Raw genomic sequence first — 16,191 nt, 5'->3', positions numbered from 1 at the left:
AACGTGGCCGCCGCCACGCATCCCGAGGCCTGCGTCGTGCGCCGCGTGGATGCGTCCGGCGCTTGCGTGCCGGTCAAGGCGCCGCCGTCGGTCTCCGGGAACGCATCCGGGCAAACAACATTACCGCCAAAGGCGTAAGCAGCAGCGGGAGGTTGCTGCGCCCCGGCCACCAGAAGGCGAGAACGCCGGCCAGCACAGCCATGCACGGCATGGCCAGACTGCGTCGACGCAGCATGGCCACGGTTTCCGCGTCCACCGACGGGTCCAGATAAGGCGCACGCAGTGCCTTGCGGATCAACCGGTACTGCAACAGACCGGCGACGAGCAGGCTCGTGGCGTAGAAGATCTCCGGCACGCGCTCCACCGGATGGGCGCTCATCAATGCCGTTGAAAACGGTGTAAAGGCGATCGCCATCAGCAGGAACAGGTTGGGCCACACGATCGCGGGATCGTAACGGCGAAGCAGCCCGAACACCCGGTGATGCGCGGCCCACAACGCGCCGACGACGATGAAGCTGAGGAAGAAACCCGCCAGCTGCGGAATCAGGTCGACCAGAGCCTGCAGCCAGGCCTGGTCCGTACGCGACTCGGGATGAGGCACGTGGACCTCGATGATCAGCAAGGTGATGGCGATGGCGAACACCGCGTCCGAAAAAAAGGTCAGCCGCTCGAGCTGCTGATCCTGGCCGTGCTCCGACATGCCGAACTCCCCCTGTGATTTCTTGCGGATGATCGCCTGCCACGGGTCTTCAGGGGAAGGGGGTGCCAGGAGCAGACGCGGCTTAGACATCGCCCGGATCAGCATGCGGAACGGAGGCTTCGTCCGCTCCACCAGTCCAGGGAGATCGTCACCATGCATTCTCATGTCCTGCCACGTCGTAACGTGGTGGCCAATGCCATTTATGGCCTGCTCAATCCGATACCGTTCGGATGCTTCGTGGCCGCGCTGATTTTCGATATCGTCTACGCCCGCACCGGCGTGATCCTCTGGATGAAGGGGGCCGCCTGGCTGATCGTATTCGGCCTGCTGTTCGCGATCGTGCCGCGGCTGGTCAACCTGACCCAGGTCTGGATCACCTCCCGTCATGCCGCCGTGCGCGGTGAGCGACTCGACTTCTGGCTCAACCTCATGGCCATCGTCGCCGCGATCTTCAACGCCTTCGTGCACAGCCGTGACGCGTATGCGGTCATCCCGGAAGGGGTATGGCTCTCCGCCGTCACCGTTCTGTTGCTCGCTATCGGGCACATCGTGGTCGCGGTGCGGGCATCCGACCGGGGAGTGCTGGCCCATGACTAAGTACATCTGCCGCAACGCGCTGGCGCTGGCCTGTGTCGTCGCCCTCGGCGCGTGCAGCGAGAAGGCTTCCTTCGAGCCGCCCCAGCAGTCGGGCACCGATCCGACCTTGCCCAAGGCACAAAACTTTCTCGTGCCACCCATGCAGGTACCGGACAAGGCGGGCTGGAAGCAGGGGCAGGCGCCGAGGGTAGCGGCCGGCCTGAAGATCGAACGCATCGCCGACGGCCTCATGCACCCGCGGCAGCTGTACACGCTTCCGAACGGCGATGTGCTGGTCGTGGAGTCCAACGGTCCCGGCAGCGAGCCCGTAACCACACCCAAGCAGCTGATCGCCGGCATGGTGAAGAACCAGTCGGGCAAAGGCGGGAAGGGTGGCAATCGCATCACGCTGCTGCGCAAGAGCGCGTCGGGACCGTGGGAGAAGCACGTATTTCTCGAAGGGCTGAATTCGCCCTTCGGCGTGCAGCTGATCGGCAGCACGCTTTACGTCGCCAACACCGATGGCATCGTCAGCTATCCCTACCAGGAAGGGCAGACGCGGATCACCGTGCCGGCGACGAACTTCACCGATCTGCCGAACACCATCAACCATCACTGGACCAAGGCGCTGCAGGCCAACCCGGACGGCACAAAGCTGTATGTCGGCGTCGGCTCCAACAGCAACATCACCGAGAACGGCCTCGATATAGAATACCGGCGTGCCGATGTGCTCGAGGTCGATGTCGCCACCGGGGCGAGTCGCATCTATGCCGCGGGCCTGCGCAATCCCACCGGTTTGCAGTGGGACCCCGTGAGCAACTCGCTCTGGGCCATCGTCAACGAGCGCGATGAAATCGGCGCCGACCTCGTGCCCGACTATCTCACCTCGGTGAAGGAAGGCGGTTTCTACGGCTGGCCCTACAGCTATTACGGCCAGCACGTCGATACGCGGGTCAAACCGCAGCGGCCCGATCTCGTGGCCAAGGCGATCAGGCCGGACTACGCCATCGGCTCGCACGTGGCGCCGCTCGGGTTGCTTCTGACCCAGAGCAACGGTCTGCCTGCGAAGTACCACAACGGCGCTTTCATCAGCGAGCACGGCAGCTGGGATCGTTCGCCGTTGAGCGGATACGAAGTGGTCTTCGTCGCGTTCAGGGATGGCAAACCGGAAGGTAAGCCGGAGACCGTCGTAAGTGGCTTCTACTCCAGTGACGAGAAGCAGCTGTATGGCGCGCCTGTGGGCGTCGTGCAGGACAAGGACGGTGCGTTGCTGATCGCCGATGATGTCGGTGACACGGTCTGGCGTGTGACGGACGCGGCACGCTGAAGAAACGGTCGGGGCGATACAAGACGGGTCGGGTCATGCGCGTTGAGCCGGCCTGGCTGTGCGCCGCGTCGCATTCCGGGGTGGTCACGCGGGGCTGACGCGCTACTGCAACATGGATAGTGACAATCGGGTACCGGCCAACACCGGCCGGACGACGTGAGGCCAGGGCATGCCCCCTATCGACGATATCAAGCGACGCCGCTTCCTCAAGATGGGTGCGGGCACCGCGGGCGTCGCAGCGCTTTCAAGCTGGCCCGGTCTGATCGAGAAAGCGCTGGCGCTCGAACCGCACAATCCCACCGGTACGCCGGGTCTGGCCGACATCGAGCACATCATCGTGTTCATGCAGGAGAACCGGTCGTTCGACCATTACTTCGGCATGCTGCCGGGCGTGCGCGGCTACGGCGATCCGCGACCCGTTCCGCTGCCCAGTGGCAACTACGCCTGGTACCAGCCGGAAGGCCTCGATGCGGCAAGCCGCGGTTTCAGCGATCACGTGGCCCATGCGGAGTGGACGCAGCCGAAGGGCTGGTATGACACCGATCGCGCGGCGCAGTCGACGAATTACGTGCTGCCGTTTCGCCTGAACGCGCCAGGCAACGTGCAGTACCAGTACATGGCCGATCTGGATCACAGCTGGAAGGCTTCGCAGCAGACCTGGTCCAACTGGGACACGTGGGTGCCGCTGAAGAGCCGGCAGGCGATGGGCTTTCTCAACGCCGACGACCTGCCGTTCTACTACCAGCTGGCCAACGCGTTCACCGTATGCGACGCCTATCATTGCTCGATCTTCGCGGCGACCGATCCGAACCGGTTCTGCCTGTGGTCGGGCACCGTGCCGCCGCCGATGAATTTTCCGGACAACTACGGCAGCTGCGGTTACGTCGCGGACATCGCCTGCGACATCAACAAGGACATCACCCCGGCGATGCTCGGCCAGTCGCCTGAGGCGAGGAACGCGGCGGTAGCCGCCGGTATCGCGGACTGGAAGACCTATCCGGAGACGCTGACCGAGAACGGCATCACCTGGAAGATCTACCAGGAGTACGACAACTACGGCGATAACTACCTCCAGTACTACAAGAATTTCCGGGTCGATAACACCGGCAAGCCGATCGATACCTCTGACGATCCGACGTTCCAGACCTTGTATCGCCGTGGGCGCGTCTTTGCGGAGCCCGGTGGCAAGACCGGCGACGCGCTGGTCGCGCAGTTCGCGAAGGACGTCGCCGCCGGCATGGAGCCGGACGATCCCGCACCCGGTGAGGTGAAAGCGGGCCTGCCGCGCGTCTCGTGGATCGTGGCGCCGTCCGCGTTCTGCGAGCATCCCAGCTCATCGCCGGGCGACGGCGAGTCGTTCACCGCCAGGTTGCTGGATGTACTGGTCAACGACCACCCGGAGGTCTTCCGCAAGACGGTGTTCCTGTTGATGTACGACGAGAACGACGGCTACTTCGACCACGTGCCGCCACCGGTTCCGGCGACCAGCGATGCCTATGGCGAGATGACCCTGGAGGATGCCGGAGCCGCGGAAACCATGGATGCGATTCCGGTAGGACTCGGCCCGCGCGTGCCGATGGTGATCGTGTCGCCGTGGACCGCCGGTGGCAAGGTGCATTCGCAGCTGAGCGACCATACCTCCGTGATCCGCCTGCTCGAAGGGTGGTCGGCGGCGAAGGGTCTTTCGAATCAGGGTCGCGGAAAGGATGCGGTGCGTTGCGATGCCATTTCGCCGTGGCGACGTGCGGTCTGCGGCGATCTCACGGAAGCTTTCGACTTCCGGCCGTCGCTACCACGCCGTATCGATACGGCGACGCATTTCCGGAACGGTACCGAAAGCGCGGCCGTGCCCGCGCCGCAGGTCTTCCCGGTCCAGGCACCCGCCACGCGGGCAGCCTGCCGTACGGACTACGCCTTTGCGGTGGACATGCGGGTCGACGGAGGTCAGCTGGCGCTGCGCTTCGCCAATACCGGGGCGATCGGCGTCGCCCTCATCGCGTTTCATCAGCCGATGTCCGCGGCGCAGACCTCCGAACACTTTACGATCGAGGCCGGAAAGTCGCTTTCAGCGGTACGGCCCGTTGCCGACGACGGCCGTTATGACGTCGCGATTCATGGTCCCAACGGCTTTCTGCGCGAGTGGCGAGGCGATCAGCGGGCCATGGGGTCCGCAGGACTCGCGGCGGAAGTCAGTGCTTCGCATCAGGAGTGGAAGGGCAGTCTCTCCATTCGTCTCGACAACCGGGCCAGTGACAAAGCGTGCGTGTTTCAGCTGGGCGATAACGCGTATTACGAGAATGGACCGATGCAGGTGCGCGTCGAGGCCGGTTGCGAGCGGACGATCGAGTGGCAGGTGAGCCGTGGCTGGTACGACGTCGCCGTGCGCGTCGCGGGGCAGGCGGGTTACCTGCGACGCATGGCTGGCTATGTACCGCAGAAGCTCCGGGCTCCGGTCACCGACCCGGCCATTGGCAACGACCGGATGTTCCACGCGCTGGTGTCGATCCAGGGCGAGGGCTATGCGGGCCGTCGCTTCGACTACGCGGTGCCACCGTGGCACCACCGTCCGAAGAACTGGATCGGTGTGTTCGCCGCGGGTTCGGAGCCCACTAAAAAACACCTGCTCCGCTGGGTGTATGCGCCGCGTGGTGTCGGCTCGGTCATGCTGGCCGACGCGTCGGGCGATGCGCTGCCGCCTGGCCGCTACGAAGCGTGGTACTTCTTCGACGACGGATACACCATGCTGGGTGGCAGGCCCATCCCGTTCCGCATCTGACGTCTCTGTCTGCTCGTCTAGGGTGTCGCGCTTGCGTCGACCCCCTGGATCAGCCGCTTCGCCAGCCGCGGATCGCGAAACTGGTCCAGCCACCAGGCGAGCGCACGACCTTCGTGTTCCTCCCGCCATGCCACGTACAGCGTGTTGGGCTCGCGCGGATTGGCCACCGTCTTCTCGATGAGGCTGCCGTTCTTCAGCAGGCTGAGGATGCGGTCGCGCGGCAGCCAGCCCACGCCCAGGCCGTCGCGCTGGGCGCGCATCTTCGCGCGCATGCTCGGCACCGCCAGCGTGGGCTGGCCGCCGACGACGCCGTAGCCGCGACGCTGCCGGCGCGACGAATCCGCGACCACGATCGCCCGATGGTGGGCCAGGACGTCCTGCGTGAGAGGGCTCGTTTCCTTCGCGAGCGGATGGCGCGGTGACACGGCGAAGACCCAGTCCATGGTCCCCAGTTCAAACCAGCGCAGCCCCGGAATGGCCGGTGGTTCGTTGGTCGCGCCGACGATGAGGTCGGCGCGACCGTCGGCCAGGGCTTCCCAGGTGCCTCCCAGGACTTCGTGGGTCACGCGCAGCGTAACGCCGGAACCCAGTGCGTCGAATGCACGGATCGATGGCAGCAGCAGTTCGAACTCGAAGATCTCGTCCGTGACCAGCCAGAGCTGTTCCTCCCACCCACCGGAGATCTGCTTGACCCGCTGAGTGAGGCGGCCGACGTCCGCGGCCAGTCGTGCGGATTCCTGAGCGAGCAGCTGGCCGGCGGGTGTCAGCTGCAGACGGTAACGACGCCGGTCGAACAGCAAGGCATCGAAACGTGCTTCCAGCTGCCGCGCAGCGTGCGAAATGGTGGAAGGCGCCTTGCCCAGCCGGCGTGCTGCGCGCGACAGGCTGCCGGCCTCTCGAATGGCCTCGAGCAGGGCGATTTCATCGTCCGAAAGCATGAGACGTTCGACCCCTTCGAACGAGTGCGTCGAAAGGATGGTACGGCAAAAGACACGGCACGGCGCAGCATGCTTCCATCAACCACCCCACGGGAGTCATGTCATGAACCGTTTCAAAGACAAGAACGTTCTGGTCACCGGCGGCACCACCGGCATCGGCTTCGCCGTGGCTCAGGGCTTTATCGCCGAAGGTGCGCGGGTCATCGTCACCGGTCGCGATCAGGCGGGTATCGATCGCGCCGCAGCGGAACTGGGGCCGCGCGCCACCGTTATCCGCAACGACGCCGGTTCCATCACCGATGCCCGTGCGCTGGGCACCACCGTGGCCGACCTCGGGATCAAGCTGGATGCGGTATTCATCAACGCCGGTATGGCCCGCTTCGCCTCGCTGGCCGAGGTGGATGAAGCGTTCTGGGACCTCAGCTTCAATACCAACATCAAGGGTGCTTTTTTCCAGATCCAGGCGCTGGCACCTCACCTCAATACCGGTGCATCGATCGTGCTCAACGGCTCGATCAACGCCCACATCGGCATGCCGAACTCGTCGGTGTATGCGGCGACCAAGGCGGCGCTGATCTCGCTCGCCAGGACCTTGTCCGCCGAGCTGATCCCGCAGGGCGTACGCGTGAACGTCGTAAGCCCGGGCCCGGTGCAGACGCCGCTCTACGGCAAGCTCGGCATGGATGCGGCGACGCTGCAGGCCACCGCGGACAGCATCCGGTCCCAGGTGCCGATTGGCCGCTTTGGCCGTCCGGAAGAAGTCGCCGCGACGGTGCTTCACCTGGCCTCGCCGGAGTCGGCTTTCATCGTCGGCACCGAGATCATCATCGACGGCGGGATGAGTCAGCTATGAGCACGCCGTCCACGATGAAAGCGGCCTGGATTGCGGATGCCAGGTCCGGCGATCTCACGATCCACGTGGGCGAGACGCAGGTGCCCGCCAGCGCCGACGACCGGCTGCTGATCGACGTCGAAGCCGTTTGCCTGACGTTCGGCGAACCCGCGTGGGTCACGAATGGAACGATGGCCTTACCCGACGGTTCGCCTCGTGCGCTTCCCGTCATCATCGGTCACGAGTTCGCGGGGCGAGTGGCGCATGCTGGTGCCGGGACTCAGGGCTTCGCCATCGACGACCGCGTCGTCGGCCTGATCGACTTCTGGCGCAACGGGGCTGCGGCCGAGCAGGCCAGTGTCCTGCCGTCAGAGGTCACCCGGCTCCCTGACATGGTGACTGCCATCGAAGCGTCCACGTTGCCGATCGGTGCACTGACCGCGTGGCAGGCGCTGTACGACATCCCTTCGCTGCGTGTCGATGCGTTGCCGGTCGTAGTGTTTTTCGGCCCGATCCTGTAACCACGTGACGTAGCGGCGCAGGGCCCGACCGCCGCTGCGTTCACGGCTTACGGTTGCCGCGAAAGTCGACGACGTCGCGCGCTTCCATCAGGTCGAACCAGCTCGTAGCCAGCTTCACGTAGAGCTGTTGCTCCGTGTCGGCCATCTGCCAGTTGGCCTGATCGCTCGCGTGGCTCGCCTGGTCCAGCGCGACGCTGTTGGCTTTTCGCCAGAGCGGCTGGTTCAGGCTGAGCTGGCCGGTGTGCGCGTGGTACGTGTCATGCAGCGTCGGCGTGACCCCTGTACGGTCAGCATTTTCGCACCCCTAAGGTGGCGTGCCGAGTGCGCCTTCACGACGCTACAATGCCCTACGGTCCGCCGACGGCGCCGACCGGAAACAGGGGAAAACAATGAAACGGATGCTTTGTGCGGTCGCCCTGGTGATCGCGGTCACCGGGTGCCAGACGACCGGTCACAAAATCACGCAGATCGATATCGGCGCGAGCCGCGACCAGGTGGTGGCCACGCTTGGGCGACCGGATTCGGTGCGGACCATCGGCGATTTCGAAGTCCTGAACTACCTGGACCGGCATCGCACGCGGGTGTCGATGGGTCATACCGACTATGCGGTGGTGCTGCTGGATGGGAAGGTGAGTCAGTTCGGGCCGGGGCAGGTGAGGCGGGATGGGCTGCGGTCGGTGGTGATTGATTCGGGAGTTCGATGAAGTGAAGCGATTCGTCTGGGTTTTCGTATTGCTGTGCTTGTTGCCGGCGGTGGGGCAGGCCGGCGACCCGTTGAAACAGCAGGAGCCGCTTCACTCCATCCTGCAGCAGAAGGTGCCGGATGATGACGTCGGCGCGTACAAGCTCCTTTGGCAGATGTACGACGCAAACGGAGTCCTATGGACGCCTTCACTGCGGACGTGGCTGTGGCGACGCGACCTCACTCGTCTGGAAGGTGGCACGCCGCCGTCTATGACGGTGGAGCAAGCGATCGACTCCCCGCTCGCCGACGGTGGTGCATACCGCGAGGCTGCGATGGCTTACGTGGCCGAACGGTTCAGCATCCGCCTGGCTGTTGACGGCGTCGCTGGAATCCCGCCTGGGACCATTCGTTCAGGGGAAGGAATCTACGTCACCCGCGCCGGCGACCACGTGTTTGTTGGGGCTGTCGTGACGAATCGTGGATCGTTGAATGCAGAGCTAGGTGCTCGCGTTCAAGTCGACGACGCGTCTTTGTCGTGCGCTCCGGTCCAGATCAGCGCGGGGGGAGTGGCCGGAACGTGGTGCAGGGCTTCTGGCCCTGGCGGTACGGTGGCTGGACAAGTTGCCTACATCGTGGAGGCGCTCAAGCATTTTGATGGCATCGTAAAACGAGTCGATCTCGCGACCGGGGACCCGACCCGGCATGTCATGGCAGACTCTGGTGCTGACTACGCCCCGCCATGGGAAACGGCGTTGGGCGTCCGGGAGCTCGCAGGCGTGGAGATCTCGAATCGAATTCGCGCCATCGAAGCGGCCAGGAGCCCGGTACCGACGACAGCCTGGGCCGTACTTGTCGTTATCGCGGCCTTACTGGCGACCGGAGGTACGGCACATTACAACTCCGCCCATCGCGCCTTTCTGCCTCGTGGGCTGTTCGTCGGCTACGTGATACTGGTGGTCGTGGCGCTCTGCATTTCGGGCCTTGATGAAAGCACGGGTGCGCCGATGAAGGGCGTGCTTTCTTTGATGGCTCAGATGGTGGTGGGGTTGCCTTGGTCGCTTTCCTTGCTGTCGCCGGATAATCGATTGCCGAATGGGTCGGGTTTTCCTTGGCTGTTCGCTGCAGGGAATGCGGCGTTGCTGTTTGTTTTTAGTTCGCCTGGGCGCCGGTATGAGGCGGGCTGACGGTTATGTCCGGGATACTGGAGGAGCGACGAATGCCGATACGTGTTCTTTGCCGGCTTTTCAGGCGGGCTGGTTTAGCTATCACGGTCATGACGGTGTTCAGCAGCATCGCGAAAGAACGGGTGCCCGATGTCGCTGCGCGCGTTTGTGGTGCCGAAATCATCGAAGCGGTTGCCGGAGAGCTGCGCTTGCCTACCTTCGACCCGGCCTTGTCCTCATGCCGTCGTGATCCGGTCACGTCTGGCACCTCTATTGTCGCCATCGTTAGTCCTGCTGACGACGAGCATTTTAATCTGGACGTGGCTATCTGGGATGTGCGTGCCCGGAAAGTTGTGGCAAAGCGACGAGATCCAGCCTATCTCGTCTCGGATGCTTCCTCCTTGCGGGCGACGGAAGTTGATACGGCGCGCTATCAACTTGCCGCGGACGTTCGTGCGTTTGGTGTTCGCGACATCCACTACCCCTACAACACGCATTCGAAATGGAGTGAGACGCGCCTGACGATGTTCGTTCGGCGCGGCGAGGCGATTGACAGGATCTTTTCGACCCAGGTTGAGCTTTTAACAGATGGCGGTAGTTCACCTGGGTGCGATGACGCTACGCGTGCGGTCCGCTCGGCGATCACGATCGCGCCGACCGGCGGTCGTGGCTTTAAGGATCTTCTCGTGGTCACACATGACAGTGTTGAATCGGGTGTTCCGGGAAAATCCTGTAAGGCGGCGACGATCGATCGTCAGCGGCTCACGTATGACGGAGCGACGTATGGATCGTTTTCTGCACCGGGCTACTCACGCCTTTAATCATTCGATGTCGCATTTCACCGAACCTAAATCGATTAAACGCATAGGAGATGCATAGCTTGAGCATCAGGATGGGCGCCATCGCCTTCACTCTTGCACTAGTGCTTTCATTCGTGGCGCACGGCTTTCCCCTGGTCAGTCGCGCCCCGCCTGATCTTCTGGTGGAATGGGAAGGCAGACTTACGGCCGACCAGAGCGCAAGCTATGGCGCGTAAAAAGCTGCATCCAAGGCGTACTTTGAGCAGCGCGCCGCGTTCGAGGACGTTTCGCCAGCTACCCATACACCACCGTGACTCGAGCAAGCAGCGAACAGCGCATCGGAACCGTCCATTGGCACGAGAACCCCGTAGCGTCCGGGTGTGTTCTCGCCATCATCGAAGGCCACGGGCACGCCTAGGTAAAGGGGGCCGGAACGGTGGTAGCCGTGAGCGTTATCGCAACACGGTTCGTCTGCTACCGCCGGGAACGGGATGAAGAAAATCGCGAGCGCGAGGGAAAGGCCGGCGACGAAGAAAGGATGTTTCATAGCAAAAGCCTTCCGGGAGCAACGTCGACGACCCTCGCGCCTGGGCCGACCATGCGGATGGCGCTGAAGCCAGCGATCGACGCTGGCTGGCGAAGCCATTCCGTGAGGGCCATGACGAAGCCATGTGGCAGAGTGTAGAGGCTGGCGTCGCCGGACGCCCAGATGAGGCCCTTTTCTTCTGGAACCTCTGCCTCGAGTGGTGTACGCCACTGTCTGCCTAGAGATCCGACGTACCTGTGTGTATGTGCGGCATCTGCGAGCACGGAGTGCGCACTCCCCTCTGACCTCCGGTCGGTAGCCCATCCGGCACTGCTTAGGAGAGAACTGAGCATAAGAAGGCGTTGTCGAAATACTAGTTGTCTGCTTCCGGGCTTCATATTTCTCTTGTCTCAGGGGAGCTCCTCAGGCACCAGCGATGTGAGCAGCCGAACGACTCGAATGTGACAACAGGTCCTGTACCTCAGGCTGTTCTATCGATTGCGCCCCCAGATCCATACATGCCCGTCGCGATCGAGTGCGGCGCTGCGGTCACGTCCCGCCGCGATACCCACGATAGGGGGCAGAGAGGGTACCTTCACCGGCACTTCTGAATAGTTCTCGTCGGCACCGAGTTCTTCGCTCGACGCACACTGTCGTGGATCCGTATGTCGGGGAACCATTGCTCCCAATTGCCCCGCGCCGTCATTACCCGTCGCCCAGACCACGCCGTTCTTGTCGAGAAATAGCGCATGTCGGACGCCCGCGCTGACTGCGAGCAGAGACGGCATGCCCTCGATGCGTTGTGGCTGCCTCTGAAACGTCGCCTGCGCCGCGAGGGCCTTCGGATCACGCCCGGTGACGCCACATTCGTCGTAGCCCCAAGCCCACGGGTGGCCGTCGCGATCGATCGCAAGTACGAAATTCTGGAACATATCGATCGAACGAACAGATGGAAGCCCCGTGACCTGCACGGGTAACACATGCGGGGTTTCGTCCAGGCCCATGGCACTCCTTCCTGCGGGTCGGCATAGCGGGGCCATCGGCTCGGCGTGGTAGATTCCGCCTGCAAGAGCCCACGATGTCGAGAGACTGCCCCAGCCCCATACGCGTCCCTCTTCATCTAGCGCCGCACTGTAGCGACTTCCGGTCGCCACGGCGGTGATCTTCGGCAAGCCAGGCACACGGCCATAACCGCGCGATTCGGAAGAGAACTGCCCCTGGCGGTCGAAGCTGCCCAACTGGCCGCAATCGTTCATTCCCTCGCTCCAGACAGCGCCCTCTCGATCAACGGCGAGCAGATGCTCGTGACTTCGCGACACATCCGTCATGTCCCGGCGAACGTCAGTAATTCGATCCTGGCAGGGTCCGGGATGATGACTGCCATGTGGGCATGCATCGTTGACGCGGTCGTGGTACCAGCGCACAACGCGCCCGTCGTCGGACAGCCCGATGGCTTCCGATGTCGACGACGCGAGTTTATACATCCGGGTGGCTGACGGATCGTCGTCGCCAGCGTGACGTCCTAAATAGACATGTTGTGGCGTGCCGATGCAATACTCGGTTGGTTGCGCACGATACGACCAGGTGCGGCCTTCACTGTCGATTGCCGCCAGCCAGCCGCCCTGGTAGGCGATAGATACGATGTGATCGAGGCCAGGGATCTTCCAGGGCTGGGTGCGTTCATGTGGACAAGCGGCGCCGGCAGGACGCGTCCCCTGCACCTGGAGAAAATGGCGCCCGCTTTGCCAGGAGCCGATCAGGCATAGCCCGCAGGCCGCGAGTGCAACGAGTGCCAGAACAATCCAGCGCAGCTTTGCATTATTGAGTAAGGCCGGCCGTTGAGTTAACAACTCTGATCCTTTCTGTTGCGATAGCAGCGAAGTTTTGCCGATCGTCACCCGCCGTACTCGTAGCCGTTGTCGAAGTACCCAACCTGTTCGACTTTTTTACCGACGGCCCAAATGCCCACGCGCTTGCCACAATCGACAGGAACGATGAGATAGGGTTTGTCGGCAAGGACAAGGCCCGTGGGGCGAGCGGGCAATTCGGCAGCCCGACGGAGTATCCCGTGTTCGCGAGTGAAGACGGTCTCGGCGGTCGTTGCGCAGTCGTTTTCGCCATTACCGTCGGGAACGTGTCGCGTACCTGCCATGAACAACAGGGATGAGCCGTCTGGCAGGCTGATCGTTTCGATCGCCGCAGAATCGAGGGACGGGTCGAGTGCTCGTACGGACGCAACATCCACGGGCACGGCTTTAGCTATGGAGGGCTCGAATAGCTTGAACGCGGTCGTCGAAAAAACCACCGGGAGCGCAAGGCCCTGACCCGCGCCACCGAGAGCCGCCGGATCGACTCCAAGCACTGCGAGGGTGTCCCCCTTGGTGACACGGTTGCAAGCGACCGGGTTGGTTTCGCCAGCTACCCATACACCACCGTGACTCGAGCAAGCAGCGAACAGCGCATCGGAACCGTCCATTGGCACGAGAACCCCGTAGCGTCCGGGTGTTTTCTCGCCACCATCGAAGGCCACGGGCACGCCGAGGTAAAGGGGGCCAGAGTGGTGGTATCCGTGCGCATTGTCGCAGCACGGCTCGTCTGCGACCGCCGGGAACGGGACGGCGCAAAGTAGGAGCGCGAGGGAAAGACCGGCGATGAAGGCGGGATGTTTCATGGCAAAAGCCTTCCGGGAGGAACGTCGACGACTCTTCCGCCTGGACCGACCATGCGGATGGCGTTGAAGCCGGCGACCGACGCTGGCTGGCGAAGCCATTCCGTGAGAGCCATGACGAAGCCATGTGGCAGCGTGTCGAGGCCGGTTTCGCTGGACCAGATGAGAAGCGAACGGCGCGCCGACGTCTTGGCATCCTGGTAGAAGAAATGGACGAGCGCACCAACGACCACGCCGTCACTGGACGCCCAGATCAGGCTCTTTTCCTCGCACGATTGTGGTCGGCACGAGTCGACCTGAACGGAACCGTCGCTTCGTTCGACCGGCCATCCTTGCGACGTCGTCGCGGCGACTGCGTAAAGCAACGGCTCAGGCCGGTCGTCTTCGCTCATGCCGAGATAAAGATCGACCTTGGGAACCTCTGCCTCCAGTGGCATACGCCACCGCTTGCCCAGAGCCCCCATGTACGTGTGTGTATGTGCGGCATCTGCGAGCACAGACCGCACGCTCCCGTCTGACGTCCGGTCGGTAGCCGATACGGCACCGCATAGGAGAGCCGTGAGCATGAGAACGCATTGTCGAACTACTAGTGGTCTGCTTCCAGGCTTCATATGACTCTTGTCTCAGGCGAGTGCCTCAGGCACCAGTGGTGTCAGTAGCCGAATGATTCGAAGGTCGTGACCGGGGTTTTGTCGATAGGAATAGCGGGCCCAAAGAAGCGTTCGTCCTGAAGCATTCCCGAATAGATGACTTGATCGGCTTCGCACTGCTTATTCGCGAGAAGTTTTCCTGCTCGTTCGATAAGTATGCCGCCTCCTTCCGTACCGTCTTCTCGCCCGTATGACGACGAAAACGCATCGTGATAGACGGTGTATGTCACGTCGGCGTTCTTCATGCGCAGGAACTGCATGGAGCCACGCCCCATATTTCCGCGGCTGCCGCCCGACGCGCTGGCCTGTGCCGGGACGTCGTTCGACGGAAACGCCAGATCAAGGCTCTGGCTTGACGATCCGAACCTGTATTGAAGTACTCCAAAAGGATTGTCGGCTCGAGGTGAGGCGCATACGGCGACTTTCTTTTTCTTGATGTTGCACGCAAACATGATGGTCTCGTTCTCTTTGCACAACGTACTTTCGACAACGTGACCAAAGTAGATCTGGCTCTTTGCCTGTGCGGAATGCAAGGCGAGCACGAGAAGCGCCAGAAGCGTTAATAGATGCCGGTTGAGGATCTGGGACTCCCTTGGCATCGAACCGTTCATTTGCTTGCTTTCCTCAGTAAACGGCCGTTGCCTGGATAGTTTACGAAGCCAATGGGTGCATGAGAGACGAATTGCGCGTCTCCATAGGTAGGGGCGTCTCGATTTGCAAGACTTCCCAACGTCCCATAGCTGTTTCGTCCCCAGCAGCGGACACCACCACCTTCTAACAGTGCGCAACCCTGTTCGGCACCGACGCTTATGCCGACAGCGTGCTCTACTCCGGATACGAAGACTTTCTCGACCATACCGGTGACCGGCGTGCCGAGCTCGACGGTCTGCGCCGGTTCGATCAGGCAATCGTAAGACGGGCCGGGCGGTGTCGCCGGCGCGGCGCGGAGGGGCAGGGCGACAGCGACTGCCGCGCTCACGGCCCACGCCAGTCGCCAGGTGCGTCCTTCCGGCCGGGGCCATGCCCGCGGCGCATCATCATCGTGACGAAGCTTCAATCCATTGCCCCTGACAGACCCCCGCAAGCACCACGGATGCGGCGCCCCCTGTACGGTGGTCTGGCCGCGAAATCTAGCGGAGCGCAAAGCCCTCAGCAAGCCTGAGTTGCGTATGAAAAAAACGAAAGCGCTAACGCAGTCGGGATGGGCGCCCCGTCAAAGGATATGGATCAATGTCTTGCACGATTTTCCTCAACGCAAGTCTGCGACGGCCACCGAGGGCTCCTTTTCGCAAGTTTGTGTCGCTGGCGTCTGGCGCTGCCCTCGCGGCGGGGATCAGAAGAACCTCACGCTCGCAATCGGCAAAGGCGGCCACCGCCATCCTGTGTCTGAATCGATTCCGACCACGCGAGGGGTTACAGCGGCCCGTCTTCAAGCCGCGTCCCGATGGTGCGATGCCGCATCACGACGCGCTTTGGCGACCCTTGACCGGTGAAACCGTGGGGAGCGAACGCGTCCCTGCCTGAACTTCGATGCCAATCACGGGTTGCAAACGCGCGAGTGCCTCTTGCAAGTTCGGGACGTCCCCTTGCAAAGCGAGCCTTGCATGCCAACACAGCCTTCACAGATCGACCCCGCGGCCTACGTGCTCCACCGCGCTCGTCCGCATTTGCCGCTCATCGCCACGGTGGCGGCGTGCGCCACGTTCGTCGTCGCCTCCGATGCGCCGAGCCGGCTGGACCTCTGGACCGCTGAATGGTTCGGCACGATGGTCGTGCTCGCGGCACCGCCCGCGATTCTCATGCGTTGGTTCGGCATCCGAGATTCGGTCCCCATGCTGATTCTGACGCTGGTGCTCGCGCTGGGCCTCGTCCAGGCGCGTGACGCGGGTCGTGGCGCCGACGATGCCGCGCGGAAACCCGCTGTGCAGACACCCGCGACCCAGAGCAGGTCGCTGCCGACCGCTTCGGACGGGTTTGGCGCGTATACGAAAACCCCCGACACGTCGCGCAGCAGCTGACGCCAACCATC

The 16,191-nt window shown here is 62.9% G+C and carries 17 protein-coding genes; 9 read left to right on the top strand and 8 right to left on the bottom strand.

Annotation, left to right across the window (positions count from 1 at the left end; all coding sequences use genetic code 11):
- Positions 1-73 precede the first annotated feature (73 nt).
- Positions 74-859, bottom strand: a complete 786-nt coding sequence (locus tag B5X73_RS12060) for a TMEM175 family protein (RefSeq protein WP_176167827.1) — start codon at positions 857-859, stop codon at positions 74-76.
- On the opposite strand from B5X73_RS12060, the gene B5X73_RS12055 reads away from it, so the two are divergent.
- From B5X73_RS12055 to B5X73_RS12045, 3 genes are all read left to right on the top strand, one after another.
- Positions 854-1,297 carry a DUF2231 domain-containing protein gene (locus tag B5X73_RS12055; protein ID WP_079521888.1) on the top strand — a complete coding sequence of 148 codons (444 nt, stop codon included), beginning with the start codon at positions 854-856 and terminating at the stop codon, positions 1,295-1,297. The two genes, B5X73_RS12060 and B5X73_RS12055, sit on opposite strands and share 6 nt — an antisense overlap.
- The gene (locus B5X73_RS12050; RefSeq protein WP_079521887.1) at positions 1,290-2,603 is read left to right on the top strand and encodes a PQQ-dependent sugar dehydrogenase; all 1,314 of its coding nucleotides are present in this window, start codon (positions 1,290-1,292) and stop codon (positions 2,601-2,603) included. The genes B5X73_RS12055 and B5X73_RS12050 overlap by 8 nt, the downstream gene beginning before the upstream one ends.
- 169 nt (positions 2,604-2,772) lie before the next feature.
- A complete protein-coding gene (locus B5X73_RS12045; protein WP_079521886.1) occupies positions 2,773-5,379 on the top strand; it encodes a phosphocholine-specific phospholipase C in 2,607 nt (868 codons plus the stop codon).
- A 17-nt stretch (positions 5,380-5,396) separates the two neighbouring features.
- Here B5X73_RS12045 and B5X73_RS12040 read toward each other — a convergent pair whose 3' ends face one another.
- On the bottom strand, positions 5,397-6,317 hold the full coding sequence (locus B5X73_RS12040) for a LysR family transcriptional regulator (RefSeq protein ID WP_079521885.1): 921 nt from the start codon (positions 6,315-6,317) through the stop codon (positions 5,397-5,399).
- A 103-nt stretch (positions 6,318-6,420) separates the two neighbouring features.
- On the opposite strand from B5X73_RS12040, the gene B5X73_RS12035 reads away from it, so the two are divergent.
- A complete protein-coding gene (locus B5X73_RS12035; protein ID WP_079521884.1) occupies positions 6,421-7,170 on the top strand; it encodes an SDR family oxidoreductase in 750 nt (249 codons plus the stop codon).
- Entirely contained in the window at positions 7,167-7,670 is a 504-nt protein-coding gene (locus B5X73_RS12030) for an alcohol dehydrogenase catalytic domain-containing protein (protein WP_079521883.1), read from the top strand. Before B5X73_RS12035 ends, B5X73_RS12030 begins: the two co-directional genes overlap by 4 nt.
- Positions 7,671-7,710: 40 nt before the next feature.
- Here B5X73_RS12030 and B5X73_RS12025 read toward each other — a convergent pair whose 3' ends face one another.
- Positions 7,711-7,935, bottom strand: a complete 225-nt coding sequence (locus B5X73_RS12025; RefSeq protein WP_079521882.1) for a TolC family protein — start codon at positions 7,933-7,935, stop codon at positions 7,711-7,713.
- Positions 7,936-8,059: 124 nt separating this feature from the next.
- On the opposite strand from B5X73_RS12025, the gene bamE reads away from it, so the two are divergent.
- The 3 genes from bamE to B5X73_RS12010 are packed head-to-tail and all read left to right on the top strand — an operon-like array spanning position 8,060 to position 10,339.
- Positions 8,060-8,374 carry an outer membrane protein assembly factor BamE domain-containing protein gene (bamE, locus tag B5X73_RS12020; RefSeq protein WP_139382767.1) on the top strand — a complete coding sequence of 105 codons (315 nt, stop codon included), beginning with the start codon at positions 8,060-8,062 and terminating at the stop codon, positions 8,372-8,374.
- 1 nt (position 8,375) lies between these two features.
- Complete coding sequence (locus tag B5X73_RS12015) at positions 8,376-9,539, top strand: hypothetical protein (protein ID WP_079521880.1); 1,164 nt, start codon at positions 8,376-8,378, stop codon at positions 9,537-9,539.
- 32 nt (positions 9,540-9,571) lie between these two features.
- On the top strand, positions 9,572-10,339 hold the full coding sequence (locus B5X73_RS12010) for a PA3715 family protein (RefSeq protein WP_079521879.1): 768 nt from the start codon (positions 9,572-9,574) through the stop codon (positions 10,337-10,339).
- A 202-nt stretch (positions 10,340-10,541) separates the two neighbouring features.
- Here B5X73_RS12010 and B5X73_RS20670 read toward each other — a convergent pair whose 3' ends face one another.
- The 5 genes from B5X73_RS20670 to B5X73_RS11990 all read right to left on the bottom strand — a co-directional run bounded on the left by B5X73_RS20670 (position 10,542) and on the right by B5X73_RS11990 (position 14,773).
- Complete coding sequence (locus tag B5X73_RS20670; RefSeq protein ID WP_139382766.1) at positions 10,542-10,865, bottom strand: hypothetical protein; 324 nt, start codon at positions 10,863-10,865, stop codon at positions 10,542-10,544.
- A gap of 470 nt (positions 10,866-11,335) precedes the next feature.
- The gene (locus tag B5X73_RS12005) at positions 11,336-12,742 is read right to left on the bottom strand and encodes an RCC1 domain-containing protein (RefSeq protein ID WP_139382765.1); all 1,407 of its coding nucleotides are present in this window, start codon (positions 12,740-12,742) and stop codon (positions 11,336-11,338) included.
- Positions 12,739-13,515 carry a hypothetical protein gene (locus tag B5X73_RS12000; RefSeq protein WP_043693945.1) on the bottom strand — a complete coding sequence of 259 codons (777 nt, stop codon included), beginning with the start codon at positions 13,513-13,515 and terminating at the stop codon, positions 12,739-12,741. Before B5X73_RS12000 ends, B5X73_RS12005 begins: the two co-directional genes overlap by 4 nt.
- The gene (locus tag B5X73_RS11995; RefSeq protein WP_139382764.1) at positions 13,512-13,976 is read right to left on the bottom strand and encodes a hypothetical protein; all 465 of its coding nucleotides are present in this window, start codon (positions 13,974-13,976) and stop codon (positions 13,512-13,514) included. The genes B5X73_RS12000 and B5X73_RS11995 overlap by 4 nt, the downstream gene beginning before the upstream one ends.
- Positions 13,977-14,164: 188 nt before the next feature.
- Positions 14,165-14,773: a hypothetical protein gene (locus tag B5X73_RS11990; protein ID WP_036113341.1), complete on the bottom strand. Its 609-nt coding sequence runs from the start codon at positions 14,771-14,773 to the stop codon at positions 14,165-14,167.
- 993 nt (positions 14,774-15,766) lie between these two features.
- On the opposite strand from B5X73_RS11990, the gene B5X73_RS11980 reads away from it, so the two are divergent.
- A complete protein-coding gene (locus B5X73_RS11980; protein ID WP_043693954.1) occupies positions 15,767-16,180 on the top strand; it encodes a hypothetical protein in 414 nt (137 codons plus the stop codon).
- Positions 16,181-16,191 lie beyond the last annotated feature (11 nt).

Source organism: Luteibacter sp. 22Crub2.1 (assembly GCF_900167995.1).
GTDB lineage: Bacteria > Pseudomonadota > Gammaproteobacteria > Xanthomonadales > Rhodanobacteraceae > Luteibacter > Luteibacter mycovicinus.
Note: the sequence above shows the minus strand (reverse complement) of the source record. Positions and strands in the feature narration are given on the sequence as shown.